General features: G+C 39.5%; 19 protein-coding genes. 17 read left to right on the top strand and 2 right to left on the bottom strand.

Translation table 11 applies throughout. From position 1 onward, the window contains the following. Positions 1-163 (bottom strand): transposase (locus tag AB7E63_RS04035; protein ID WP_428418779.1); only part of this gene is annotated, 163 nt, incomplete at its 3' end. A 25-nt stretch (positions 164-188) separates the two neighbouring features. On the opposite strand from AB7E63_RS04035, the gene AB7E63_RS04030 reads away from it, so the two are divergent. From AB7E63_RS04030 to AB7E63_RS03950, 17 genes are all read left to right on the top strand, one after another. Further along, a complete protein-coding gene (locus AB7E63_RS04030) occupies positions 189-470 on the top strand; it encodes a GIY-YIG nuclease family protein (protein WP_428418776.1) in 282 nt (93 codons plus the stop codon). Then, positions 470-922 (top strand): hypothetical protein, encoded by a 453-nt coding sequence (locus AB7E63_RS04025; protein ID WP_284452666.1) that lies wholly within the window; start codon positions 470-472, stop codon positions 920-922. The genes AB7E63_RS04030 and AB7E63_RS04025 overlap by 1 nt, the downstream gene beginning before the upstream one ends. A 274-nt stretch (positions 923-1196) precedes the next feature. Next, positions 1197-1487: a hypothetical protein gene (locus AB7E63_RS04020; RefSeq protein ID WP_284452667.1), complete on the top strand. Its 291-nt coding sequence runs from the start codon at positions 1197-1199 to the stop codon at positions 1485-1487. Between the two features lie 131 nt (positions 1488-1618). Then, on the top strand, positions 1619-2047 hold the full coding sequence (locus AB7E63_RS04015) for a barstar family protein (RefSeq protein WP_284452668.1): 429 nt from the start codon (positions 1619-1621) through the stop codon (positions 2045-2047). A 128-nt stretch (positions 2048-2175) separates the two neighbouring features. Beyond that, positions 2176-3771 carry an ABC-F family ATP-binding cassette domain-containing protein gene (locus tag AB7E63_RS04010; RefSeq protein WP_006340489.1) on the top strand — a complete coding sequence of 532 codons (1596 nt, stop codon included), beginning with the start codon at positions 2176-2178 and terminating at the stop codon, positions 3769-3771. Positions 3772-3783: 12 nt separating this feature from the next. Further along, positions 3784-4545, top strand: coding sequence for a TrmH family RNA methyltransferase (locus AB7E63_RS04005; protein WP_428418773.1), 762 nt, complete (start codon positions 3784-3786; stop codon positions 4543-4545). After that, positions 4532-5248 carry a GTP cyclohydrolase I FolE gene (gene folE, locus AB7E63_RS04000; RefSeq protein WP_428418771.1) on the top strand — a complete coding sequence of 239 codons (717 nt, stop codon included), beginning with the start codon at positions 4532-4534 and terminating at the stop codon, positions 5246-5248. Before AB7E63_RS04005 ends, folE begins: the two co-directional genes overlap by 14 nt. A gap of 21 nt (positions 5249-5269) precedes the next feature. Further along, positions 5270-6103, top strand: a complete 834-nt coding sequence (gene hemF, locus AB7E63_RS03995; RefSeq protein WP_013924265.1) for an oxygen-dependent coproporphyrinogen oxidase — start codon at positions 5270-5272, stop codon at positions 6101-6103. Between the two features lie 87 nt (positions 6104-6190). After that, complete coding sequence (locus AB7E63_RS03990; protein WP_428418769.1) at positions 6191-6922, top strand: hypothetical protein; 732 nt, start codon at positions 6191-6193, stop codon at positions 6920-6922. Further along, positions 6909-8069, top strand: a complete 1161-nt coding sequence (locus AB7E63_RS03985; RefSeq protein WP_428418767.1) for an FUSC family protein — start codon at positions 6909-6911, stop codon at positions 8067-8069. Before AB7E63_RS03990 ends, AB7E63_RS03985 begins: the two co-directional genes overlap by 14 nt. Positions 8070-8192: 123 nt before the next feature. After that, positions 8193-9413: an NAD(P)/FAD-dependent oxidoreductase gene (locus AB7E63_RS03980; RefSeq protein ID WP_428418765.1), complete on the top strand. Its 1221-nt coding sequence runs from the start codon at positions 8193-8195 to the stop codon at positions 9411-9413. Positions 9414-9415: 2 nt separating this feature from the next. Beyond that, the gene (rsmD, locus tag AB7E63_RS03975) at positions 9416-10006 is read left to right on the top strand and encodes a 16S rRNA (guanine(966)-N(2))-methyltransferase RsmD (RefSeq protein WP_006340482.1); all 591 of its coding nucleotides are present in this window, start codon (positions 9416-9418) and stop codon (positions 10004-10006) included. Between the two features lie 128 nt (positions 10007-10134). Beyond that, a complete protein-coding gene (gene secF, locus AB7E63_RS03970) occupies positions 10135-14697 on the top strand; it encodes a protein translocase subunit SecF (RefSeq protein ID WP_428418763.1) in 4563 nt (1520 codons plus the stop codon). A gap of 355 nt (positions 14698-15052) precedes the next feature. Next, a complete protein-coding gene (locus tag AB7E63_RS03965; RefSeq protein ID WP_284452669.1) occupies positions 15053-18502 on the top strand; it encodes a BTB/POZ domain-containing protein in 3450 nt (1149 codons plus the stop codon). Between the two features lie 237 nt (positions 18503-18739). Beyond that, positions 18740-20893, top strand: coding sequence for an ankyrin repeat domain-containing protein (locus tag AB7E63_RS03960; RefSeq protein ID WP_428418760.1), 2154 nt, complete (start codon positions 18740-18742; stop codon positions 20891-20893). Positions 20894-21183: 290 nt separating this feature from the next. Next, positions 21184-22965: a single-stranded-DNA-specific exonuclease RecJ gene (gene recJ, locus AB7E63_RS03955; protein ID WP_006341145.1), complete on the top strand. Its 1782-nt coding sequence runs from the start codon at positions 21184-21186 to the stop codon at positions 22963-22965. 88 nt (positions 22966-23053) lie between these two features. Then, on the top strand, positions 23054-25603 hold the full coding sequence (locus tag AB7E63_RS03950) for an autotransporter outer membrane beta-barrel domain-containing protein (protein WP_428418758.1): 2550 nt from the start codon (positions 23054-23056) through the stop codon (positions 25601-25603). Positions 25604-25833: 230 nt separating this feature from the next. On the opposite strand, the gene AB7E63_RS03945 is transcribed toward AB7E63_RS03950, so the two are convergent. Then, positions 25834-26235: an efflux RND transporter permease subunit gene (locus AB7E63_RS03945; protein ID WP_284452676.1), complete on the bottom strand. Its 402-nt coding sequence runs from the start codon at positions 26233-26235 to the stop codon at positions 25834-25836. Positions 26236-26249: the final 14 nt, after the last annotated feature.

Raw genomic sequence — 26249 nt, 5'->3', positions numbered from 1 at the left:
CATTTTTACCAAGCAGGGTTCTCAAACGTCTATTTAGATGGACATTCAGCTTTTGGAATAAATTTTTATCTCTCCAACGCAAAAATTGAGAATAAACCGTTTTCCAAGGAGGGAAATCGTGAGGGATGTCAGTCCATTGACAAATGGTGGAAACAGTTACCAATCAAATTCTTAAAAAAGAAACCGAATTGATTGCTAAAGAAGCAGGCTATGCTGTATACCGTTGCGTACAAGCAAATTCGACAATATACGTGGGAATAACCAATAATTTTATTAGAAGGTCTGCAGAGCATTTAAGTAAAAAAAACATGCTGATTCATCAATTAATTGGCGGTTTAACAAAAATGGAAGCTCGAGGAGTAGAGCAAGCTTTGATAAACTATCACGGTTTCATTTCTAGTAGTAATCCTGCTTACACCATCCAACTGCAAAAAGGCTATGAACTATTAAAAAGTATAGGATACATATAATGGCAAAAATTGAAATAGGAGATATATTTGAAATTAATACTCCAAAAGGCAAAATCTATCTACATTATATTTATAAAGATGAAAGAATAGGAGAATTAATAAGGGTCTTACCTGGAGTGTATCCTGAAAAACCTGATTTACTAAATTTAGCTGCAAAGAAAGAGGTGTACATGGTTTTTTTTCCATTAGCAGCTGCGAAAAAAAGAAAAATTGTTGAACAAGTAGGACATTTCCCGGCAAATGACTTTTCTAAACCAAAATATATGAGATCAAAACATATCGTTAGAGGAGAATTTTTAGGTTGGCACATAGTAGATACGGATACTTTCCATATGAGACTGGTCAAAAGTCTTGCTCCTGAACAACTGCAATTATCTCCTTGGGGTGTTGCAAATGATGCCTTTTTAGTTGACAATGTAATAAATGATTGGACTTTAGAGAAATGGTCTTGATTGCTCATTCATCCAGGGGAGAGTCGTCTCCTATTGTTCCCTCAAAAATTACCATCGACTATCTGCATGGATAATGAATCGGATTTCTTACTAAACATACCTCAAGAAAGGTTTGAGAATCATTTAAATTTTTCTAATGAAGATTATCTGCAAGTCAAGTTTTGTTGGCCTCAATCATTTTCTTTCCTGATTAGGTGTGCAAAGGGAGAATACTAGGCCGACTAGAGCTTCTATTTAAGATCGGACCAAAGGAAATGGGAATTAAGGTAAGCATATGCACATTTTTGATGATGAATTAAAGAAAAATTTGGATGGCGTAACACTATTATTAACAAAGTGTGAAATTAAGCAACTTATCGGATATGCAAAACAGCTTCTAGAAGAAAAGCCCCCTTCAGATCATTATCATTTGTGTGATGAAAATTATCAGAAAGAGATCACCATTTGCTTATATGAACCTGAAAAGATGGATTCTTTTCATCCGGCAATACAAAAGCTAATCAAAGAGTCAGGATCGTGTACTGATGCATCGATTAATTGTTTTGAGCATGGTGAAACCGATTAAATCGGATGCCCCTGCTTGTTATCGACCCTGTCATCGGGAAAGCGTATGTGGAATCCGAGAGGTTGATTTTCCGGAGCTATCACAAATGGGTTCAAAATTATATTTAATTGAATTTGATAGTGGAGAAGCGATTGAAATTCCTGAAATTTATCTCACGCATTTTGCATCGTAAGCGGAACGGTGTCCAATTTTTTGAAAAAAATCCGGAGGTTGAAAATCCCGACACTAAAACTGTTGTTGTCCCTGTGGGCATAAAGAGCAAGGTGGATTTAATTCAACTGTTTATAGATAAATGGGATTTTCCTGATTATTCAAATACTAATTGGGATTCTTTTTACGCTAATCTGACTGATTTGGAATGGATCAAAGAAGCGAATGTCCGAATCATTCATCTAGATGTTCCTCTTTCAGAGGGCAAAGATAGAGACGTGTATTTTAAAATCTTAAAGAATATTATGACATACTGGTTCAATGATCAATCACACCATTTAGAAATTTCATTTCCGCTTGCATCTAAAAAGGAATTAGAAAAGAGGGGGCTCCTTGAAGGAATGGATTAAAGCATTTTCTACTCAATTTGCCTGTGTTTTGGCTCCTCTTCAGTTCGATTATTTTCCTTTCTTCTTTCTCTTTTTTTTGGTAAAGTGATTGTATTTTAACTCTTGAATTCTTGGTAAAATTTAAATTTATGATTACTCTTAATAAGATCTCGAAAAGTTTTGGTAGCCGTGTTTTATTTGATGATGTGACAATCACGTTCAACAAAGGGCGTCGATATGGTTTAACAGGACCAAATGGTGCTGGAAAATCCACTCTTTTAAAAATTGTGATGGGCTTTGAAGAGCCTACAAGTGGAACTGTCACTTTGCCTGATCATGTGGGCATTCTCCGTCAAAATATTGAAGAATTTAAAGACTTTGTCGTATTGGATGTGGTTGTTTCAGGAAATTCCCGCTTGTGGGATGCCATGAAAGAACGGGATGCCTTGTATGAAGTCGAAATGACTGATGATGTCGGAATGCGTTTAGGGGATCTTGAAGGGATCATTGCTGAAGAAGATGGCTATTCAGCAGATGCCAACGCAGAAGTTTTGCTTTCTGGAATGGGTCTTCCGTCTGACATTTTCACGAAAAAAATGCATGAAATTCCGACGGATCTTCAGTTCCGTGTCTTATTATGCCAATCGTTGTTTGGAAATCCTGAAGCATTACTTCTTGACGAACCGACTAACCACTTGGATTTGGAGTCGATCGGCTGGTTAGAAACTTTCTTGAAAAATTACAAGGGTACACTAATTGTCATCAGCCACGACCGCCACTTCTTAAACTCGGTTACGACAGATATCGCCGACATCGATTACGACACGATTATTGTCTACCCAGGAAACTATGATGACATGATCGTTGCTAAAACGGCTGTGCGTGAGCGTGCTGACCAAGATGCGAAATCTAAAGAGAAGAAGATTTCTCAATTAAGAGAGTTTGTTGCACGTTTTGGAGCGGGTACACGGGCAAGCCAGGTGCAATCACGTCTGCGTGAAATTGACCGCTTGCAACCTCAAGATCTAAAAAAATCGAATATCCAGCGCCCTTATATCCGGTTCATTCCGACAGAGAAGGCGCCTGGAAAAATCGTGATTAAGTCCGATCACGCTTCTAAAGCTTATGATCATCCTGTGGTGAAAGATTTCAATTTTGAAATTGAGCGGGGAGACAAAATCGGCATTATCGGAAATAATGGTCGTGGTAAAACGACATTGCTAAAGCTTCTGACTGGATTATTGCAGCCAGATTCTGGCAAGGTTGAATTAGGTCACAATGTCCAAATTGGTTATTTCCCACAAAATCACAGTGAAATTGTGGAGAAAAAAGGCACGATTACAGCATTTGAATGGCTGAAAGAGAGAAAGCCAGGCATCTATGACCAGGATATCCGAAGTGTCATGGGGAAAATGCTTTTTGGTGGGGATGATGCGTTTAAGTCTGTTGCCGCCCTCTCCGGAGGGGAAACAGCACGCTTAATTATCGCCGGTATGATGCTATCTGAGCACAACGTATTGCTGCTTGATGAACCCAACAACCACTTAGATTTGGAAGCTGTTTCTGCTTTGGCATGGGGGCTTGAAGAATATAAAGGAACTGTGATTGTTGTGAGCCATGACCGCGATTTAATTTCCAACGTGGCAAAAAAAATCATTTCTTTTGAAGCGGATGGAGTTCATTTCTTCGATGGGCCTTTAGATGAATATCTGATTGCTAAAGAAGAAAGGACAAAATCTTCCTAAGTGTTGTGTGGCATGTTTGATTTTACAAAAAGAAAGTTTCTCAGTTTGCCGATAGAAAGGCAGCATAAAAAGTGCGCGGAGTTAATCCGCTTTCTTTACGAACAAAAAGTAGAGAAAAAAGAACGAGAGAAACTTTTAGGGATCTATCAAACATTGCAAGATTGGATGGATGGGAATTTGCTGGTATTGGATGATTCCAAAAGCCTTGTTAACCAATTTCATTTGCATCTTAAAAAAGCCAAAATGTCTTTGAAGGAATGGAACCTGCTTCCTGTGATTACGCATCAAGATCGAGATGTTGTATTAGAGGAGCCAGGTTCCATTGCCATTTATTTGGATAGCATTCGCTCAGCCTTTAATGTGGGGAGTATCATTCGCACGGTGGAGGCCTTTTCTCTTGGCTCTCTTTATTTTTCGCCGGAAACTCCATGTGTCGAGCATTCTCAGGTGCAAAAAACCGCCATGGGGACTTCTGAATGGGTAACATGTTTTAAGGATATTCCTCTCACAGATTTGCCCAAGCCTATCATTGCCCTTGAAACAAGTCCTTGTGCCATTTCCATTTACGACTTTGTTTTCCCAGAGGTTTTTTCTCTCGTTTTAGGGAATGAAGAATATGGGTGTTCGGAAGCCACCTTAAAACAAGCTGATTTTCTCCTCCAAATCCCCCTTTGTGGAAGAAAAAATTCTTTGAACGTCGCTAACGCATTCGCAATTGCTGCTGGGGAGATTCGTAGGCAAAAAAAATTAAGGATCCACCATGATAAAGAGTAAAAAAAATAAGCCGCAACTTTCTCACGAAGAGTTTGAAGTGAGCCAAGCTGTTGCTAAACGCGCGGCTATTACCCGTTATCCATCTCCCATTAAAGCCAAAAAAAATCCGATGTCTAAGCAAGAAAAGATCGCATTTATTGCTGATAAATTTCGGGACATTATGCTAGCATTGGATCTTGATCTAACGGATGGATCTCTTGCAAGAACCCCCGAGAGAGTAGCTAGAATGTATATTGAGGAGGTTTTTTCAGGGCTTGATCTCAATGAATTTCCTCGAGTGAGTTTTATTGAAGATCAGTATCAGCATGATGAAAGAGCGAATATGGTGCTTGTGAAAGTCAAGTTTCATAGTTTCTGCGAGCATCATTTTGTGCCTATGTTTGGAACAGCGCATGTGGCATATATTCCGAATGGTAAGTTAATTGGATTATCCAAAATTCCTCGCATCGTACGGTTTTTTGCTCGTCGTCCTCAGGTGCAGGAAAGATTGGGAGCGCAAATTGCGGATAGTTTATGCACGCTCATGGATACTCAAGATGTGGCGGTTTCCATTTCAGCCCAACATTTTTGTGTGATCGCGCGTGGAATCGAAGATGAGAACAGCCACACGATCACAAATGTGCTGAGAGGAGCGTTTGATACGCATGAAGCTTTAAGAAACGAATTTTTTGAAGGCGTAAATCGAAAATATATTCAAACCTAACAAGTGAAGAGGTGAAAGATGATGTTGAATACTGAATGCTTATTAGAAAAATCACAAGAAACATTCGGTTTTCGGCAGGAAGTCATCTGCTATCTCAAACAGTTGCGAGACACGATTATTCAGGCTTTTGAAAAGCTCGAGGATGGGAAAACGTTTGAGCGAAAGCCATGGCCCTATCATTCGGGTGGAGGTGGAGGCGAAATCTCTGTTCTTCGTGGAAAGGTCTTTGAAAAAGCAGCGGTCAATTGGTCAGGGGTCTGGGGGGAAAAATTCCCGATGAATGATGACGAAGGTCCTTTCTTTGCGACGGGTGTGAGTTTGATTACGCATATGAGCAATCCCCATGCCCCCACAGCTCATATGAATGTTCGCTATATCGAAACGGCCAATCGCGCTTGGTTTGGTGGGGGATATGATTTAACTCCCATGGGGTTTCCTTATGAAGAAGATACTCTCCATTTTCACTCTGTTGCTCGAGAAACATTAGATCAGCATGGAACTCATCTGTATCCGCTGTTTTCTCAAAATGCTCGCGACTACTTTTACATTCCTCATATGCAGATAGAAAGAGGGGTGGGGGGCATTTTCTTTGATCATTACAACACAGGTGATGTTTCTCATGATTTTTCCATGTGGAAAGATGTGGGAGAAACGTTTACAAAAGCCCTCATGCCTGTTTTAGAAAAGCGCGTGCATCAGCCCTTCTCTGACGAAGAAAAAGAAGTTCAGCTCAAGAAGCGGGGTCATTATGTGGAATTTAATCTCTTGTATGACCGAGGTACGAAATTTGGATTTCAATCGGGAGGCAATCCTGAAGCCATTCTTTGCTCATTACCTCCTGTAGTGAAGTGGTAGATGGCTTTTTGTTAATTTAATTGCGCTTATTCCTTTTCCTGATTATGTTTCAAACAGAACAGTCTTCTTTAATAAAAGGAATAAGCGATGTGGAATCCTTTCAGCTCACTGCAACCTCAAGATCGTATTGTTGAACAAGCAACTCATCCCTTGACGGATCTAGTTCAAGCAGCTCTTCTTTACTATGAAGAAAGTGGAATTAAAATTGAGTTTAGTCGAAACCGTCTGCATTTAATGCGACCATGTGTTGGGCAATCGTTTGCGCGGATGCGTGATGGAAGCAGCTACAAAGATTTGAAAAAGTTGATTGCCGATGGCAGGTTGGTCGCTAAACTTTATAATCCTCGAGATTTTCCTGAAATTGAACGCATTTTTGAAATGGCTATATGTGGTCTTAGAAAGTATCGAAAAAAGACCTATAGTGATCATAAAGATGCAAAAGCGATGATTGAGAAAGTGATAAGCGGGTTAAATGCAGCCAAAACGCTTTATTCCCCAAGCAATGTGATTTTAAGAGATCCCCTATGGAGTGAGCAAGAACGGGATCTTGAGTGTAGTGGGCAGGAAGCAGAGTCGGAGGAAGATAGGCAATTGCGAAATATATGGGAGAAAGAAGAATTGGAAGAGTTTGTCCGAAAGGCTGCCTTTGTGTGGAATAATAGGAAAAATAAAACTCCAATTGTCAAATCGCAATGTTTAGGGAAAAAAGGTGAGCTGGAGGCTCTTATCAATAGTAAGGTGGAATTGTATAAGTGTGTTTTTAAGCAAAAATTAAAGCATCTCGCAACTAATGGACAGCCATCCCATGCAAGAGTCTAATATCTCTAAAGAAAAGCCTTTCTCTTTAGCTTCATGGATCAAAAGAGGGCTAAAAAAAGGGAAAAATTTCCTAGATCGAATCGAGATCAAAGTTGCCATTCGCGGTGGAATAGCTGCCGCGCTCAGTTGGTTCTTGGGGGTGTGGTTCAGCAAAGCGATGGCTCATCCGGATACACTTGTCAGTGGGACATGGTGCGTGCTGTCTGCTTTTGTCGTGTTGCAATCGCATCTAGGGGGGACCTATAAAGCTGCTTGGGAGCGTTTTTTAGGAGTTTTTATTGGATCGCTTATTGGAGGTGTTTGCACATCTTTTTTTGGGGCGCATCCTTTAACATTGGGGGGATCTGTCATTTTGACAGTTTGCCTGCTGTCTTTTTTAAATTTGAAAGATAGTATTCGGATTGCCTGCATGTCTCTTTCTGTTGTCATGATTTTATGGGGGCTTTCCCCCGAGATAAGTCCCTGGACATTCGCATTTTTTCGATTCATGGATTCGGCTTTAGGAATTTTAATTGCGGTTGTCATCGCGCATACATTGTGGCCCTCTGAAGCAACACAGATGCTTCGGCAAAAAATGTCTCAGCTTTTGAATTTGAGTGGAAAGCTCTATCGTATGCTTCTTAGTATGGATGGGGAACTAGAAGAATTTAATTTGGCTTATCGCAAGACCCTGGATGAAGGGGATAATCTGATCGTGGAAAGTCGCAAATTCTTGAGTGAATCAAAGCTGGAACTATTGATCAAGGCCTCAAGTACGGATCAATGGGAGAATTTGATCGATGATGCGGAAAGGCTTTTTCATAAGGTTTTAGAAATGCATGCCTTTCGCAAATTCCAGCTGCAGCGTATTTTAGATAGTGAATTAACGAGCTATCTTACGCAAACAGCTAACCTCACAGAAGTTGTTTTTCATGAACTTTCACGCGCTTTGTTAACGGGTGAAAAAGCCGAGTCTTTGCCTCAATTGCAAATGACGGTGCATGAATTAAGTGTGGATCTCGAACGCTTTCGGACAACCCGTGCAACTCGTCAGTTCAATTTCGCAGATGTTGAAAATTATTTTGTCTTTTTTTCTAACCTCAAGCAAGTGATAGATGAACTTCTTGTCTTAGAAGAAAAAATCAATCAACTGAATCGGGTGTCGTGACCGCTCTAAAAAGCTTTTATTATAGCTTAAAGGTGTCATCACATTTTTAGGTGTCCTCTTCTAAATCTTGGATAAAATGCTTCGTTATTCTATACTTTTCTCTTTTATTTTGTGGAATTTAGTATGTCTTTAAATTGTGTGGTAATAGGTGGCGGGGCTGCCGGATTTTTTGGAGCGATTGCGTGTGCGCAAAAAAATCCTTTGGCGCAGGTGACCATTCTTGAGAAAACAAGGCAAGTTTTAGCGAAAGTGCGTGTTTCAGGTGGTGGAAGATGTAATGTCACCCATTCTTGTTTTGAGCCTGCTCAACTTGTTAAAAACTATCCTAGAGGGAATAAGGCTTTATTGGGTCCTTTTCATCGTTTTCAACCCCGCGATACGATTGAGTGGTTTGAAAGGCGGGGGGTGATTTTAAAGACAGAAGAAGATGGGCGGATGTTTCCTATCACAGATACTTCTCAAACGATTATTGATTGTTTAACGCAAGAAGCACGCAAAGCGAAAGTCAACGTTAAACTTGAATCAGGCATTGAGCGGATTGAGCGTGAAGAGGGGGCGTTTAAGTTGCTTTTGAGTAATGGGGAATGTCTACATGCGGATCGCCTTTTACTTGCAACGGGTAGTCATCCTTTGGCTCATCAGTGGGCTGCCTCGCTTGGGCATACCATTGTTCCTCCAGTTCCTTCTCTATTCACCTTTAATATACAGAACTTTTCTTTGAAAGAATTAGCCGGGATTTCGGTCGAACAGGCAGAAGTAAAAATCGATGGCACTTCGTTAGCTCAGTCTGGACCTCTTTTGATTACGCATTGGGGTTTTAGCGGGCCTGCCGCCCTCAAACTTTCGGCGTGGGGAGCTCGCGATCTTCATCAAAAAGGTTACAAAGGCACATTTGTGATTAATTGGATTTCTGCATTTCAAGCAGAGCGGGTGATTTCCGCTTTGCAGCAATGGCGTAAAGATTTTCCTCGTCGGTCTTTAGGATCTGAAAATCCTTTTTCCCTTCCTCGTCAGCTCTGGAAGATGTTGTTGACGCGCGCTGAGATTGATACTGAAAAAAAATGGGTAAATGTAGATAACGCCAGCCTCAACCGACTTGTTCAATGTTTGCGTGAAGATCGATATCCTATTGAAGGAAAAAGCACGTATAAGCAAGAATTCGTCACATGTGGGGGTATCCATCTTGACGAAATTAATTTTAAAACGATGGAAAGTCGCAAGTGTCCACATCTTTATTTTGCAGGTGAAGTCTTAGATATTGATGGGGTCACGGGTGGTTTTAACTTTCAAAATGCTTGGACGACTTCATGGTTAGCGGGTCAAGCGATGGCAATTGAGGAATAAAGATGCGTATTATTTCAGGCTTATATAAAAATCGGACCATTGTAGCTCCTAAAGGAGACAAAACGCGTCCCACCTCTAGTCAATTGCGAGCTGCTCTTTTCAACATCTGCCAATTATATATCGAAGATGCTGTTTTTTTGGATTTATTTGCTGGATCAGGGGCGATAGGGTTAGAGGCTTTAAGTCGTGGTGCTAAAAAAGTGGTCTTTGTGGATAATCAGCGTTATTGTATTCAATGCATTCAGAAAAATCTTGAAAATTTTAGGGAAGAAGATCACGGGCAAGTCTTTTTTAACGATGCGTTTGACTTCTTGCAAGAATCGGCTGTGTGTCATGAAAAATTTGATATTATTTATGCCGATCCTCCGTATAATTCCTTTTTTACAAAAAAAGGGGAGTCCTTAGGCTTTAGTGAGAAAATTCTTCAGTTGGTTAACGAAAAAAGTTTATTGCGCATGGGTGGAACTCTCTTTTTAGAAGATTCAAGTGCTTCACTAGCAGAAGTGGAGGCTTGCGGTTCCCTGCAACTCAAAAGCGCTAGACAGTTTGGGCATTCAAAGCTTCTTGAATATCAAAACTTCTTAGAAGAGTAAAAAAGATCTTTGTTTACTCTTTTTTGGTAGTTCATAGTGGACAGAATGCACTTTTTTTTGTTATTCTTCTCCTTTTAATCACGTTACGTATTTCACGTTCAATTTAATATAGAAGGAAGCATATCGCGATGGAAAAACAAAAACGATGGCAATTATATTTGATCATAGCGGTTATTGTTCTGACTCTCTACAATATCTTGCCGACAATTTTCTATTATAGCAAACCTTTGTCGAGCCCCATCGATGCCCCACGGGCACACGATGTTGCAGTGTCGATTGTAGACAGAGTAAACGCTCTGGAAGATCAGTCAAAAGATTGGCTGATGTCATTCTCTAAACTGCTGGGAATAAAACCTGAATATGTTGAATTGAAAGCAGAGGATCCTCGCTTATTTCGCGTAGGTTTTAAAAATTCTCAAGATGCAGATCTTTTCAAAAGGTTTCTTCCGCAAGCTGGAGCGTTAATCGGGTTTGTGCCTGAGCAACTCAGCCTTTATCCTGGAGCTTCCTTAAATGGTGCTCAAGAAGTTTTAGTGGCTCGTCAAATCGGGATTCATTTAGATCCTGCTGAAGTCGATCAACTTTTCAAATTTACACCCAAATATCAAGAAGATGGGACAATCTCAAAAAGCTATCGCGACCTTGTTTATGATCGCACAGCTTTAATTGCGCATGGCTTTGCAGGTCCAAGTGAAACAGGATTGACAGTTAAAGCGATTGTTGAGAGCCCCACAAGTCCTGAAGCTGAAGAAAGAATTTTAGCTTTAGCACGTGAGATCGTAGATATCGATAAATCTTTTGCAAAAGAAAGCACAATCGCCAAAAGATTGTTTGCAAGCTTTATGCAAGTAGATGGCGAAAATCCCAAAGAGTTGACACAAAAATTTTTAGCGAAAGTTGAAACCCTAAAGTCAACAACTGAAGCTCGCCGCGAAGCCTTAATTCAAGAACAGAAAAAGAAAACGGAAAGTGGCGAATTTTTAGGTGAAGCGAAAGAGCAAGAATTAGCTGCTTTAGGAAACCAAAAGCAAACGCTCGAAGCTGCTAGCCATGTTTTACGTAGTCGCAGTGCAGAGTTTAATGCGAGCCTTTCTCCTCTTTCATTAGAAGAGATTCAAAAAACATTGGCAACGACACCTATTAATCCCAAAAATTCTCTGCAATCGATTAGCTTGCAAGATCGAAATCCGTTTGTAGATTTCCTTTTGATTGATTGGGGCAGTGATCGTGTTTCTGTCAAATTTTATGACGATGTTCAAAAAATTCGGGAAGCAGATCCAAAGAATGAAAGTTTAGTTTATCTCAAAAACAAACTGAATCAGTACATCGTGAATGATGTTTCGCTTGTTTCTCGTTTGACAGATGAAACCATTTCTCCCGATGGGGAAACTTTTTCTGTGAACTTGAACCAGTTGACGAATGCACAAAGTTTCTTGACATTTGACTTGGGTTCTTTAGCAAACAAGCAAATCCATCAGGTGGTCCAACAGTTGAACCAAACCTGGGTTCCTCAGCATGCTGATCTTGTGAAAGAAAACTATCCGGTGAATCTTTATGATGCTTACAAAAAGCTTCCAGCTCAAGATCAAAAGCTAGGACTTGTGATCTATGCGCCTGCTATGTATGCAGAAGCTCCTCCTCAAGGATTCAACAATGGATCCGTATATGTGATTGCCAAAGGTTTGGATACAATCATTCAAAAATACCGAGACAATCCAAAATCTGCGGATAGCGAATTGCTTATGAATAACATCAGCGAATTAAACGATTTGCTACGTAAAAATGGATTCATTGGCTATCCAGGATCTTCCTACGGAATGGGACCTGAATTTAGCAAAGATTTTATCTTTGAATTGCAAGGTTACTACCAACCTCTGTTAACGGCTACACGAGAAGATTTTAGTGTTAAAGGAAGTAAAAAACTCGCTGTTTTAGATTTCACAGATGTGGAACAGAGAATTTTAACACGCAATAAGATTGATGATAGAATCCAAGAAGATTTATTGAAGTGGGCCGAAGATTACAGCGCTGCACAAGTTGATCTTGATGCGACACGCAAATACCTGATTCCAGCTCCAACAAAAAATCCTTATATAGAAAACTTCAAACTCAGTTTTGCGAAGTATTTTAGAGGGGACGATCGTAAAATCTTGAAATGGGGATTGGATCTTTCCGGTGGTAAAACAGTGCGCATTGGTTTACGGGATCATAATAATCGTCCTGTGACAAACCCAGAAGATTTAAAACAAGCAACGAATGAATTGTATACACGGATCAATAAAATGGGCGTTTCAGAACGTACGATCCGTGTGGAAAATAACAACATCATTCTAGACTTCCCAGGATCTCAAGCGCTTTCTGCCTCTGAACTTGTTCAAGCATCTGCGATGTATTTCCACATTGTGAATGAAAAATTTACACCAAACAACCCAACTCTAAAAGATTCTGTTAACCAGTTCTTACAAGGGGTATGGAATGAAGCCGCGGTCACAAACCGTAAAGATGTGCAAGGTGTAAATGAAATTGCGTGGAGACATTTAGGTGGTGATGACCAGCAAACGTACCCTCGCAGTGAAGCAGCGCGTGTTCTTTACGACAATGGCTTGCGTATTCCTTCACCAGATGATGCGACAACAGGCAATGCATTTAATGATACACTGTCAGCGGTTGCAATTATGCGTGGAGATGATTACTCTGAGTGGGAAGGACAATCCACACCATTGCTCATCGTTTTCCGTAACTATGCACTGGAAGGATCTAGCTTGACAAATGTTCAAGTCGGATATGATCCAACACAAGGGAACATTCTGAATTTCACTGTGAAAGGCTCTTATGATGGAAATAAAGTCGTCGGAAATCCACGCGATAATTTCTATGCTTGGACCTCTCAGTTTGCAGAAGATAAGATTCTCGGAACTCCAAAAGAAAACTACTCTCATGGAAGAGGATGGAGAATGGCGGTGATTCTTAACCAAAAAGTCATCAGCCAGCCAGCCCTACGTGCGGCTCTAAGAGATGGTGCGACAATTAGTGGTCGTTTTTCACAGCGTGAAATTAACCAACTAGCAGCTGATCTTAAAGCAGGTTCGTTGAGCTTTACACCGCATATTCTTTCCGAACAAAACGTCAGTGCTGAATTGGGAACACAAGAACGTGCTCGTGGAATTGGAGCTTCATTAGTTGCTCTGGCGCTTGTTGTGATTGCGATGATTAGCTACTACCGATTTGCGGGTCTTGTTGCTTCTTGTGCTGTATTGCTAAACATCCTGATCATGTGGGGGGTCCTACAAAATCTCGATGCCGCCTTAACACTGCCAGGAATTGCAGGTATCGTCTTGACAATTGGTATGGCAGTTGATGCCAACGTGTTGGTATTTGAAAGGGTTCGTGAAGAGTTCAAAATTTCAGGACGTATTGCTTCTGCAATTCAAGCGGGATATCGCAAAGCGTTTAGTGCGATTGTGGATTCTAACGTCACCACGATTATTGCTGCATTAGTTCTGATTCAGTTTGATTCAGGACCGATTAAAGGCTTTGCTGTCACCTTGATCATTGGAATTCTCTCTTCGATGTTCACAGCTTTGTTTATGACACGTTATTTCTTTGCTGGATGGGTCAAAAATCCTAATAACAAATCGCTCACTATGTGCGAATTTATTGGTAAGACACACTTTGACTTTATTGGCCAAGCGAAGAAAGCCTTCATCATTTCAGCGATTGTTATGCTGGTTGGAAGCTATTTGTTTATCTCACAAAAAAATACCATTTTTGGAATGGATTTCACAGGTGGATATTCATTAAACGTGGAAGTTCAAGAGCAAGCCGAGCATCCTTCCTATCGTCAAGATGTGATGAACAGTTTATTGGCAGCCGGTGCAAGTACGACAGACGTGCAAGTGCAAGAGCTGAGCAAACCAAACCAATTGAGAATTCAAATGGGAATGGGAATGGAAGAGAAAGGACATCCTTTCTATCAACTTCCTGAAGTTTCCAATGTAGAAGGGGCTCCTTATGAATATCAGTCCAATCCTCGTATTGTCTGGTTGGTCAATGCTCTTCAGGAAAACGGTGTACAGATCCCAAAAGATCAGCTAGAAAGTCTGAATAGAAATTGGACTGTCATGAGTGGTCAACTTTCTGAAGCGATGCGCGATAATGCCTTGATTGGCTTGGCGATTGCTCTAGCATGCATTTTGGCTTACATTACGCTTCGTTTTGAATTCAAATATGCAATTGGAGCCGTGATTGCTCTAGCACACGACGTGATCATTACGTTGGGAATCATTGCCTTGTTCCATAAGCTAGGTTTTCCTGTGCAGATCGATCTAGAAGTTGTGGGAGCAATCATGACAATTATTGGATATTCCTTGAATGATACGATTATTGTCTTTGACCGTATTCGTGAAGATGTGAAAGTTTATCGTAAGATGTCTTTCAGCGAGATTTTAAACCATTCGATCAACGTGACATTAAGTCGTACTATCATGACTTCTGGAACAACTCTGCTTGTTCTACTGGCTTTAGTCTTGTTAGGTGGACCATCCATTTTCGGGTTCTCACTCGTTATGACGGTTGGTGTGGTCGTTGGAACGCTTTCTTCTCTGTTCATTGCAGGACCAGTCATGCTCTATTTCCATAATAGAGAACTTGCCCAGCAGCAGAAAGATCAAGCGGGATATCGCAAAGTCTAATGACGATTTTCAACTGAGCTCGTAAAAAAAATCCCTGGGATTATCTCAGGGATTTTTTTTTATCCTTTCGCGACATTCGATTCTTTCCTAAGTCCCCTCCTATCCCATAAAAAAATTTGAAATCGATATCTACTTTCTATTTATTTACATTTTAATTTTCTAATCAAAACATGCTTATTAAAAAGATAGTAAAATAAAAATGAATTCGATCTAAGTTAAAATCTCTGCTTTATATGATTTCATTTGATCTTGTTTAGTTTGTTTTTTATGAAATTAATTAATTTAACTAAAATTATTGATTTAATATTTTATTGCGCGTAAAATTGAATCATTATTTTAATTAAAGAGGTAATTTATGCAACCAAGTGATTTTAATCCTGTTTCTAGTTCATCGTCTAGTTCATCGTCTAGTTCGATAAGTGCGACTGGCAAACGAAAAGAGACTGCTTCTCAAGTATTTGAAACCTCTGCTGAGAAAAAACCAAGACCTGAATCGCCGGCACTGAATGAACGTGTGACTGCAATGTCTTCTGATCAAGAAATTGATCCACGCATGACTTTTATACAGGGAACAGCAATTCAATCGATTCCAGTCAATCCTTTATTTGACGCAATTAGAAGAAAAGATACCGAGGCTCTTATAAACTCATTGGCCGGCGATGGAAAATTTTTATTTCGAAATCGCGACACCCAAAATAAAAATATTTTTCACATTGCTGCCATGTCTGGAAGTGTTGAAATATTCAACATTCTTTACAAATTTGCTTCACATTATGTGTCATATGACTGGAGAAGTGACCTATTAAATGGTCAGGATATCTTTGGCAATACACCGCTTTCCTTTGCCAATTTACTTTCCAGCCGATTGACTTACTGTTTTCTACAAAGTGGTGCGAATCCTGAAATTATGAACGGAAGAGGGGTGAGTGTTTTAAGTCGAAATAGTGAGTTGGGCCATGCTTTATTTTATTATCACCTCTATGCCATTTCCAACAATGAGAACAATTATTGGATAATCAGCCAACATATGGGTCAATTATCTCAACGACTTCTAGCCTCGCCTCAAAGCTCTCCAGCTTTGCGTAGCCTTGCTTACATATGGAACATGCATGGTCAATATGGTTTGGGTGCTTTGCATTCCTTATTCTCTCCGGTTTTAATTGTGTGCTCTGATGGTTTAGTCAAAATTCCTCAGATTTTTGTTGATGTTCTCAAAATGAAATCCCAAAAATTTAGAGATGCATGTGATGATAAAGAGGTTTTAGAAAGTGGGATAGTAAAAGGTCATGGCGCAGGAAATAATCGAGAACCCATTGTTTTTGATAAAATCGACACTGAAAGCTTCGAAATGCTGCTGGAAATTCTCTTTGCTCCTAAAGCCAATAGCCGATTGATGATTCATCAACTTGCACACAAGATGGTAAACGGGGTTTTTATTGATTTGCTGTTCGATGAGCAATTAATACGAGATCAAGAAGGGAAAAATATTTTACATCGATTTGTCATAGCAAAGAATTTAAATGGCTTCCTTAAAATTCTAGAACACATTAATCGAGCGGATCCTCAAGATTTTTTTGGGAAGTGTAGGCGCGCAGCTTTGAATATTTTTGATCATTCTGAAAAAACCCCTTTACACTATGCAGAAAATGATCCCGCTTTTGTGGTTCCTCTTTTGAAGGCAGGGGCTGACCCTCGATACAAGATGACAAATTCCTCTCTCCTTCAAGTCGCTGGAGACCAGTATAACTTTATTTTTCTAAGTATGTATTATAAACATCTTTTAGAATCTAAAGATGACTTTTTAGATGAAATGGAAGTTTATGTGAATAACATTCTTGCTGATCTAAGGGAGTCTCCAGAAGAAACTGTGCCCCCAGCGATTTTATGTTTAGCATGGATTTGGGAGGCTTTCAAGGATAAACATAATGGATTAAGAACCTTATTCCAGGATGTGACGATCGGATGTAATGACGGAGAAGCTGTGATTCCAAAAATTTTCGTCGAAGTTCTAAAACATAAATCTCCCGCATTTTTAAAGTCTTTTGGAGAGGGATATCCCTTAAGTGACATTGACTTAGAAAGTTTCAAAAAAGTTATCGAAAGTTTGTTTAGTGGAAAAGCTTTCGTTGCCTTAAATAGTCATCTTATGTTGAAGCAATTAGGTTCACCACCCATTTTATATGAGCTATTAATGGATGAGCTTCTCCAATTTGAAAAAGCTGATAATGGCAGAAACATTTTTCATGTAACGGCTATTAACAATGATGTACGAGCCTGTAAAAGCTTTTTAGGTTGTCTGGAAAATCCTACAACGTTTTTTCATGAACGTCGTTTGAAGGCTTTGAATAAGCCCGATGTTCATGGTCTTCGACCGCTTGAATATGCGATGAAATCTTCAGATCAACTGGCAGCACTTTATATTAGTATCGGCGCAGATACTTATAAAGGACGAAATGTCGAATTAAATAAAAATATTTTAGCTATATGTCGAAATTATATCCAATTATCTAAACAAGAAAAAAAACAGACCAGAGAAACTCTTATAGAAATTTTAGAGTCAATTGCTAAAGCGCCTGAAAAGTATTCTCCAGGACATGCTGGTATGGCAAACGCGTGGATGAAGTTATCTGGAGATCCAAAAAATGCAGCAAAAACATTATTTGCAAACTATACGTTTAGTTGCTCAGATGGTCCATTTGTTATCCCTAAAATTATTGTAGAAGCTTTAAGAGAAAAATCTCCCTATTTTAGAGGGCTTTTAGAGGGGAATTTTAAAGAAAACGTTCATCCAGACAGCATTTCCTTGTCCTGCATGAAAGTGCAAAATTTCGAAATGATTATAAAGTTATTATTTGCTGAAGATAATTGTTTTAGAGAGTTTGATAATGCGCTTGAAATCATCAGCATCATAGATTATTTGCAACTGCGTGAGTTAATTAAAGGTTCATGTAGCTTTCTTAAAATGGCCTGCGAGGAGTATTTTTCAAGTGATGAATTGACAAAGCCTGAGGCATTTGCCAATATCGCGGAAATTCATCGATTTGCAGATGCCTTGCAACTCGACCAAATTAAGGCTGTGATTCTGGAGTTTATTGAAAAAAGATCTAATTGCTCTTTGTTGAATAAACATTTTAAAGAGGATTTTTCTAGATTTCAAAGTAGTATCGAATTAATGCGGGAAGTACCTATTAGAAATCTCGATTTTTCTGGTGGATACTTAACAGATAACGTTCTTGAGGAATTAAATAAGATACCAACCCTTTCTGAGCTAAATTTTGTTGATTGTGAAATTCAACTCAGTAATTCTGCCATTGAAAAGTTAAGAACGGGGGAGTTATTGCCTAATCTTAAAATATTCTCTTTTGTAAGCCTGCAACATTTAGAGATTTTTGATCAATTGATGAGTATTCAAAGATTCCGATTCCAGGTAGGAGATCATCTAAATTTATCAATGGTAAAAATTAATTTTAAGCATGGCCACACAGAGGCGCTCATTCATTCTCTTGCGAGATATTTAGACCATCCTGCTTTAACTCACTTGGATTTTGATGAAGGATTGCTTACAACACGCAAATTCAGGGCCATTTGCAAAATTAAAGCTCTGAAGAACCTCACATTTTATGGGACAAGTGTAAAATTGGATTCTTCTTTTCTTAATCTTTTACGGTTACAGGAGATTCCAAATGGATTAAATAAACTTGAATTTATCGATTGCTTTATTAGTGCACAAACACTGAGAGAATTGAAAAAAATCGAGCATTTTAAAATTATTATAACAAATCCCAAAAGACCTAAAAACAAATAGATTTTATTAGTGAAATCCCTTTTTCTTCTCTTTGACAGGAAAAGGGATTTTGCTTTTTAACTATATGGGAAATAAATTAGTTTGTTTTTTATTACGTGTACAACAATTTCTTGTGTAGTTGTTTTTTAGTTTATTAAAAATCCATTTTATGGATTCATTTTGCTAAGATTAACAATGTATTGTTTATCGACATCATTCTGTTAAATGATTTGCAATAATTTTAACTAGGCAAAATATATGGACTGTACAAGAAATAATTTATACGACAACGACTATTCCACTTGGCATTGCAATCTAAACCTCTACCCAGAACAAAGAGGTGTTAAAAGAAAAACTCCTGAATTACCAGAAAAAAAATGTGTGCAGCAACACATATTTGGTTATTCGATGTCAGAATTAGAGAAAGAGCGGGTGGGAATTGATCCTAGCATAAGTGCTCTTAATAATCTTACAAAAGGAATAAATGGCCTCCTGTCAATCACTCAAAGAATTTCCAGCATTTGTCCGTTTTGTACGCATCCCAAAGGTTTTTTGGCTTTAATAGAAGCCATTAAATCTAGAAATCTCTCTTTATTATATGAGATCTTGTCAGACAGTACGATTTTGATAACCGAGCAAGATAAAGAGGGAAGAAACATATTTCATCATGCAGCTTTAATCGGGGACTTTCAGTTTTGTCAAATTTTATTCATGCAAGTTGTGGATTTATGTTTTTTTACGAGTTTAGCCGATGCATTGAATACACCAGACTCTTTTGGGTTTACACCTTTTCGATATGCATTTGAAAACTCCGCTTCGTTTGCCCGGCTATTTTACGTGGCTGGAGTCAACCCATCCATCAAGGATTACTCAAATTGTAGTGTTGAGGAGTTGGCTAAATCGAGAAATGACTTTTTATTTTTTTACTACCTTTATGAAAAAAATGGTCAACTTGCACAAATTGCTGAAACCTTTTCTACGATGTGTGAACAAATTTTAAGATATCCTAATAGGCATCTTCCCAGTAAGATGTGCGCGGCACTCATATGGGATAAGTCAATTAAAACGAAAGAGAATGTGCATCAACTTCTCTTAAAAAAAATTGTCGTTAAATGTCCCGATGGATCGATATCCATTCCCATGCTTTTTGTGAAGGTGTTTCAAGAAAAAAGCGCGCTTTTTCGTAAGCTTGGTTCAAATGAAGAAGAAATGATTTTAGATCAGATCGATCTACAAGGGTTTTTAACCGTGCTTGAAGCCCTTTTTGCTGGAGATAAAGATATTCGACCTTTACTACCTGAAATACGCAAAACAGCCTCTTTCTCTGGCTTTTTGGACTTATTAGTAGATGAGAGCTTGGCTTTGGAAAGAGGACCCAGCCATCAAAATTTATTGCAGAGGGCGATCCATACCAGAAATTTTTCCGAATTTAAAATGATCTTGGATTGCATGAAGCAAGTGGATAAAACGTCACTTTTTTCGGCATTCCGAAATAGAATATTGAATGAATGTGATCATCAAGGCAATACACTTTTGCATCGAACGGGTGGAAATCTGTGGTACTTTTCTTTGGAGTTATTGAAAGCAGGGGCGAATCCATTTATCAAAAATAGTCAAGGATTTACGTTTGTGGATATGATTAAAGCGCAAAATCATTTGCTTTTTCTTTATGATTATCATTATGTGGCCCAAAAAGAAAAGTTGGGGACTCGCATAAATGTTTATGCGACTCTATCAGAGATATTTGACCGAATCTTAAAGCATTCAGTGGAATATACTCCTGCGTTGGTATGTGCTGCAAAGGTTTGGGAGGAGTGTAGACATTTAAAACATGACGCCGTGCATTTTATCTTTAACAATGTGACGGTCAGATGCGCAGATGGTCCAATGCGGATTCCCCGGCTTTTTTTAAATGTGTTGAAAGAAAAATCTAATCTTGTAAAAGCTTTTTACAAAAGTGAAAAAAATGAGCTGATTTTGGGAAGCGTGACAAGACATGCATTCGAAGGTATGTTACGATTGATATTTTCATCTTTCGATCATTTTCATGCGGCCCAATCGGCTCTCCTCAATGTTGAAAGGGATATGATATCATTACCTCTTTATTATCAGCTATTACTTGATGAGATTTTGCTTATGGAGAAAGCCTTGGGTCATAGAAATCGGTTTCACTGGGCTGCTATTGATAAGAATTTTTATGTTTGTTTGCTATTACTTGAATGTGTGTGTATTGATGAGCGATCTTTTTTTTCTAAAGACAGATGGCATGCATTGACGGCAAAAGATGATTTTGGGTTGACTCCTCTTGATTATATTTCCCAACATTTCAACGCCCTTGAGCCGGCAATATTGCAGACAGAAGTGGTTTTGAGGTTAAAAGAACATATCAAATTATTTGGCAAGCTTGAATAGATTGTTTGATGAAGAGAGTCGTAAGTTGAATCTTTCGACTCTCGGATTTTTACAAGATAAATGATTTCCTGTCTCATTTCATCTGATTTATTCGATGAAAGATTGACAAACAGTGACTTATCTCTGTATAACTATGCATTTGGAAGTTGCTTCTCATTCTAAACCCTATCACTTACTTTCAGTTTGCGCAAACGTGATTTCTCTAGATATTTTCAGGATTGACGCTGAAGATATATTTCGATGAGGGGAGAAGTAATTATTTTTATCACATAGAATAATGGAGTGATTGCATGCTTTCTTGGCACAATGAAACAGCCGATCTTGTTTGGGTTTATCCACAAGAAAATGCTGAATTGGCTGAAAAAATTGTCAAAGAGTTTAGAATACACCCAGTGGTTGCTCAAGTATTTGTCTCTCGAGGGTTTACGACACTCGAACAAATCCATACTTTTTTATATGGACGATTGCCAGACCTATGCGATCCCTTTTTAATGGGTGGGATGCCGCAAGCGGTACAGCGTATTGCAAAGGCTATCGAACAGGGAGAAGGGATTCTAATCTACGGGGATAATGATGTTGATGGAATGACAGGAACGGCTCTTTTAACAGAGTTTTTTCGCTACATCGGAGCTAACGTTTTCTTTTATGTCTCCAATCGAGGCGCACATCGAGGCAGTTTAATCGTAGAAGCTCTTGAATATGCTCTAAAAAATGAATGCAAATTGTTAATTACGGTAGACTGTGGGATCACTGCAGCTGGAGAAATTGCAAAGGTTGTCGAAAACAATATCGATGTGATTATTACTGACCACCATGCGCCTACAGACAAAATCCCCAATTGCATTGCGACGCTAAATCCAAAGCTCGTGAATAACTCGTATCCCAATCAGGATATTACGGGAGTTGGAGTCGCTTTTAAATTGGCGCACGCTGTGACAGAACATCTCACTGCGGAAGGAAAACTTCCTCCTAAAAAGGTGGATCTCAAGCGTTACTTAGATCTTGTGGCTTTAGGTACCATTTCTGACATGGGGACCTTGCAGGGTGAGAATCGCATTCTGGTTAGTTACGGTTTGCATGAATTAGCCAAGAGAAAACGTTTGGGGCTTTCCAAATTGATGTCAATCTCTGATGTGGATTTAAACGATCTTTCAACCTTTACGATCGCTTCAAAAGTCGCACCACGCTTAAATAGCTTGGGCAGAATTGATGACCCGCAGAAGGGTGTTCAAATGCTTTTAATTCGCAATGCGGTGGCTGCTGAAAAAATGGCGATCGAGCTTGATCTCAATAATATTGAGCGGCAGCGGATTGAAAGGGCGATGGCCGTCGATATTGAAAGCAAGTTGCTAATGCATCCAGAAATTTTATCCAAGAAAGCCATCCTCATGCATTCTGAGAATTGGCATCCTGGCGTCATTGCCATATTGTCGACGCGTATTGCGAAATTTTACAACCGACCGACCGTTATCATGGCATGTGATGATAAAGTGGCTAAAGGCTCTTTGCGCTCTATACCTGAATTTCCTCTATTGCCTGTTTTAGATCAATGCTCCGATATTTTAGTGAATTATGGAGGACATGATTTCGCGGCGGGTGTTACGTTAAAATTAGAGCACATTGAAGAATTTAAGCGACGCTTCATCGAAGCCGCTGAAGCCACATTAAAAGACAGCGACGTTTTAACCAAATTACGTTTGGATGCAAAAATCAATTTTGATGAATTAACTTTTGATTTCATGGAATCTTTAAAATTGCTCGAGCCCTACGGAAATGGGAATCCACAACCAGTTCTCTATTGCGATGCGAAGCAAGCGTTCCCCCCCAAAGTGCTTAAAAAAGCCCACCTTAAATTGTATTTAGTGCAAGGTGAGGGAGATAGAATGTTAGAAGGGATTGCGCTTGGAAAAGCAGCTCAAAGCCCATTGCTTCGCAAAAAAGATCTTGTTTTGCGTATTGCTTTTACCCCTCAAATTAATAACTACCAGGGGCAGAGCATTCAATTGATGATTCGAGATTTTCAAATTTTAGGCAGTTCGCAAGAGATCGATCCTCTTCCACCTTTGCTGTAAAATGCGTTCTTTGAAAGTTTTTATGTAAAAAACTTTAATATATGTCTTTTTTCTCATAACATTCCTTGAAATATTTAACAGGTTTGTTATGAGATCTTCTTTTTATCTGTTCATTCTCTTCTCTATTTTGTTGCACACCAATGGGCATGGAGCTTGTCCTCTAGCTGATAGTGGAATCATTGCAAATGGAACCACTATTACAGAAAGTGACTGTACCATTACGACAACATATGGAGCCAATGCGAATGCGGTAACGGCTTTAGGATCCAATTCTTCGATTTTTTTAAACAATATGGACATTTTGGTTACAGGAACCAATGGAAGAGGGCTTTTTGCTCTAACGGGTGGCAACAAAATATGTGCAGAGAATTGCAAAATTGAAACCAATTCTTCAGTCAATGGAACTGTAGTAGAAGCGCAGGGGACAGGGACTACCATTTTGCTGGATCATAGTTCAGTCTCTTCTATTGGGGGAGCCGCCGTCGGGACAATTGTTGCAAGGCAAGGAGCAACTATCGATGTTATCAATGGGAGTTCCATCACAAGTTTGCAAGATTACAGTTACGGAGTGCGTGCTTCAGATATCGGCTCTTCAATCAATTGTGATAGCAGTTCAATTACGACAGCAGGCAATTTTGCTTTTGGAAGCTATGCCCAGTTTGGGGCAACCATTAGGCTTAATAATACCTCTTTGATGACAGGTGGACATTCTGCTCATGCCACCTTGATTCAAGATGGAAGTCTCATGACCGTGCACAACAGCAGTCTACAAACTTCAGGAATTGGTGCTTTAGGTGTATTTTTAATGGGGTCATCAGCAGGAACAGAAGTTGACTTATGCAATACTTCGGTAGCGACCAGTGGAAATGAGGCTTTAGCTTTATATGCGTACGCAAATACAGGAATCACAAATACTGTAAAAGCTACAAATACATCTTTTTCCGCTCTCGATGCAACCGTATTTTCTTTCAATGGAGGAACAGCCAATGTGATCTTAAATACCGTTTCGGCTATCGCACCTCCAGACTTTTTACTTGTGGAAGTGGATGGAAGTAATCCTACAAGTTTGTTTATGACGACAAGCGAATCCAAGTTGATTGGCGATCTGCGTGTTGTGAATGGAAATACTGGCAATATTTCTCTAGGAAGTAACACCCTTTGGGAAGGGGGAGCATTTGAGGTGACGAATCTTGCGATTGAGACAAGCTTATGGACTCTCACAAAAAGCTCTTCCATTACGAATCAACTCTCCAACGCAGGCATTATTGACTTTCTATCGTCAGGCAATGATTTTAAAACTTTAACGGTCAGAGGAAATTACAACGGTCAAAATGGATTACTCAGTCTTAACACCTTTTTGGAAGGAGATGGATCTCCTTCCGATTTAATCGTGATTGATGGGGGGACTGCAACCGGACATACCTATCTGTGCATCAAAAATACGACAGGAGAAGGTGCCTTGACTATTGGGAACGGTATTCTAGTCATCGATGCCATTAATGGGGGAACAACAGGAGCACAATCCTTTTCTTTAGCAGATAGTGTTATGGCAGGTCCGTATGAGTATTCTTTGTATAGAGGAAGCGTGGATGGAGCTGAAACAGAAAATTGGTACCTTCGCTCTACTTCTAATCCTATTTCTCCTCAAACACCCGACTTTCGTCGCGAAGTGTCTTTATATACAGCCCTCCCAACCACTGCGATGTTATATGGGCGTACTTTAATGGATACACGACATCAACGCGTTGGGGAAGACCAGGTATGTGGCAATACGATTGAAGAAAAGGCTTCTTTCTTTAAACGCTCTTGGATGCGGGTCATTAACCGCAATGGAAGGCAGCGCAATGGAGGCATTTTCCACCATGGTCCCGATTTCAAATTTCATCTGTTGGCTTTTCAGGCGGGAGCAGATTTGTATCAAAATAGATGTTTAGATAATAGTCGCGATTATGTGGGCGTTTTAGGCGCGATTGGAAATGGAAGAAGCCATGTGAGACACATTGCTCACGTTCATGCTGGTCGGGATTGCTTTGATGCCTATAGTGCAGGAGCTTATTGGACCCATTTTGGAGCATCCAATTGGTACATTGACTCCGTTTTTTTGACTAATTGGTATCGCAATGTAAAGGCGCATTCTTCTCGCATGTCTTTGAAAACACACGGGATTGAAATGGCTGGATCGGTAGAAGGGGGGTATCCGCTTGAATTAAAATATCTCACTTTAGAACCGCAGGCACAGTTAATTTATCAAACTTTGTCTCTCCATGATAAAAAAGAAATTACTACAAAAATTCATTTCCGAAGAACTCATTCAGTATTGGGAAGGCTTGGTTTGCGTTTAGCTAAATCCTGGACATTAGGTCGTGCGGATTCTGATCAATTCCGGCAATGCTCACTGTGGCTATGTGCAAATGCATGGCATGATTTTGATGGACAATCCAAAACATTTTTTTCGACTTCTCTAGGTCATGTCGGCTTTTCATCAGAATTAGAAGGCAGCTGGATTCAGGGAACGCTTGGCATCACCGTGCAATTAACACGTATTCTTTCTTTGTATGGAACTTTGACAGGAGATACGTATTTGAACGGACGTGAGCATTCTTATAGCGGCATTGTTGGGTTGCGCATGGGTTTCTAATCCGAGGAGTCGCTTGTTCTTTGCTATGCAGGACTTCGGCACAAAACTCTATTCTTCCTGAGGGTGAAAACCCGGCAAGCCGTTTAAAATTTTCTTCAAGAATTAGGGTGTATTTCGCTAAATTTTTTGTTTTAAGGGTTCTAGCAGTGTCAAAAACCGCCATGGCGGGTCCAAAAGCGCCTTGTGGATCTCTTTGAATCATAAATGTCATTTCAAACTCCTTGATAAAATTACTCTAAATGTTTTGGTGACAGTTTTTCATTCCACTGTTCTAGATAGAGATAAATAACGGGTGTTAAAAAAAGGGTTACAAGCTGAGAAAAAACCATTCCTCCGATAATCACAATGCCCAATGGTCGACGAGCATCTGCCCCTCCACCGAAAGCTAAAGCAATAGGGACAGCGCCTGCAATGGTGGCCAACGTGGTCATCATAATGGGACGAAAACGCATGACGCAGGCATCAAAGATCGATTGTTCGGGTGCCACATCAAAAACTGAGAGGGGAGGATTAAAAAAATGGCATCCGAAACAAATCAGGGCAAGAAAGAGGCTAATTAAGCTCTGTTTTATCCAAAAAATAATTGTCGTTTCATGGGCGTGATTACCAGGAGTCGTTCGCGGAAAAGTCAATATAAAGGATTGAT

Source organism: Parachlamydia sp. (assembly GCF_050255895.1).
GTDB classification, from domain to species: Bacteria; Chlamydiota; Chlamydiia; order Chlamydiales; family Parachlamydiaceae; genus Parachlamydia; species Parachlamydia acanthamoebae.
Note: the sequence above shows the minus strand (reverse complement) of the source record. Positions and strands in the feature narration are given on the sequence as shown.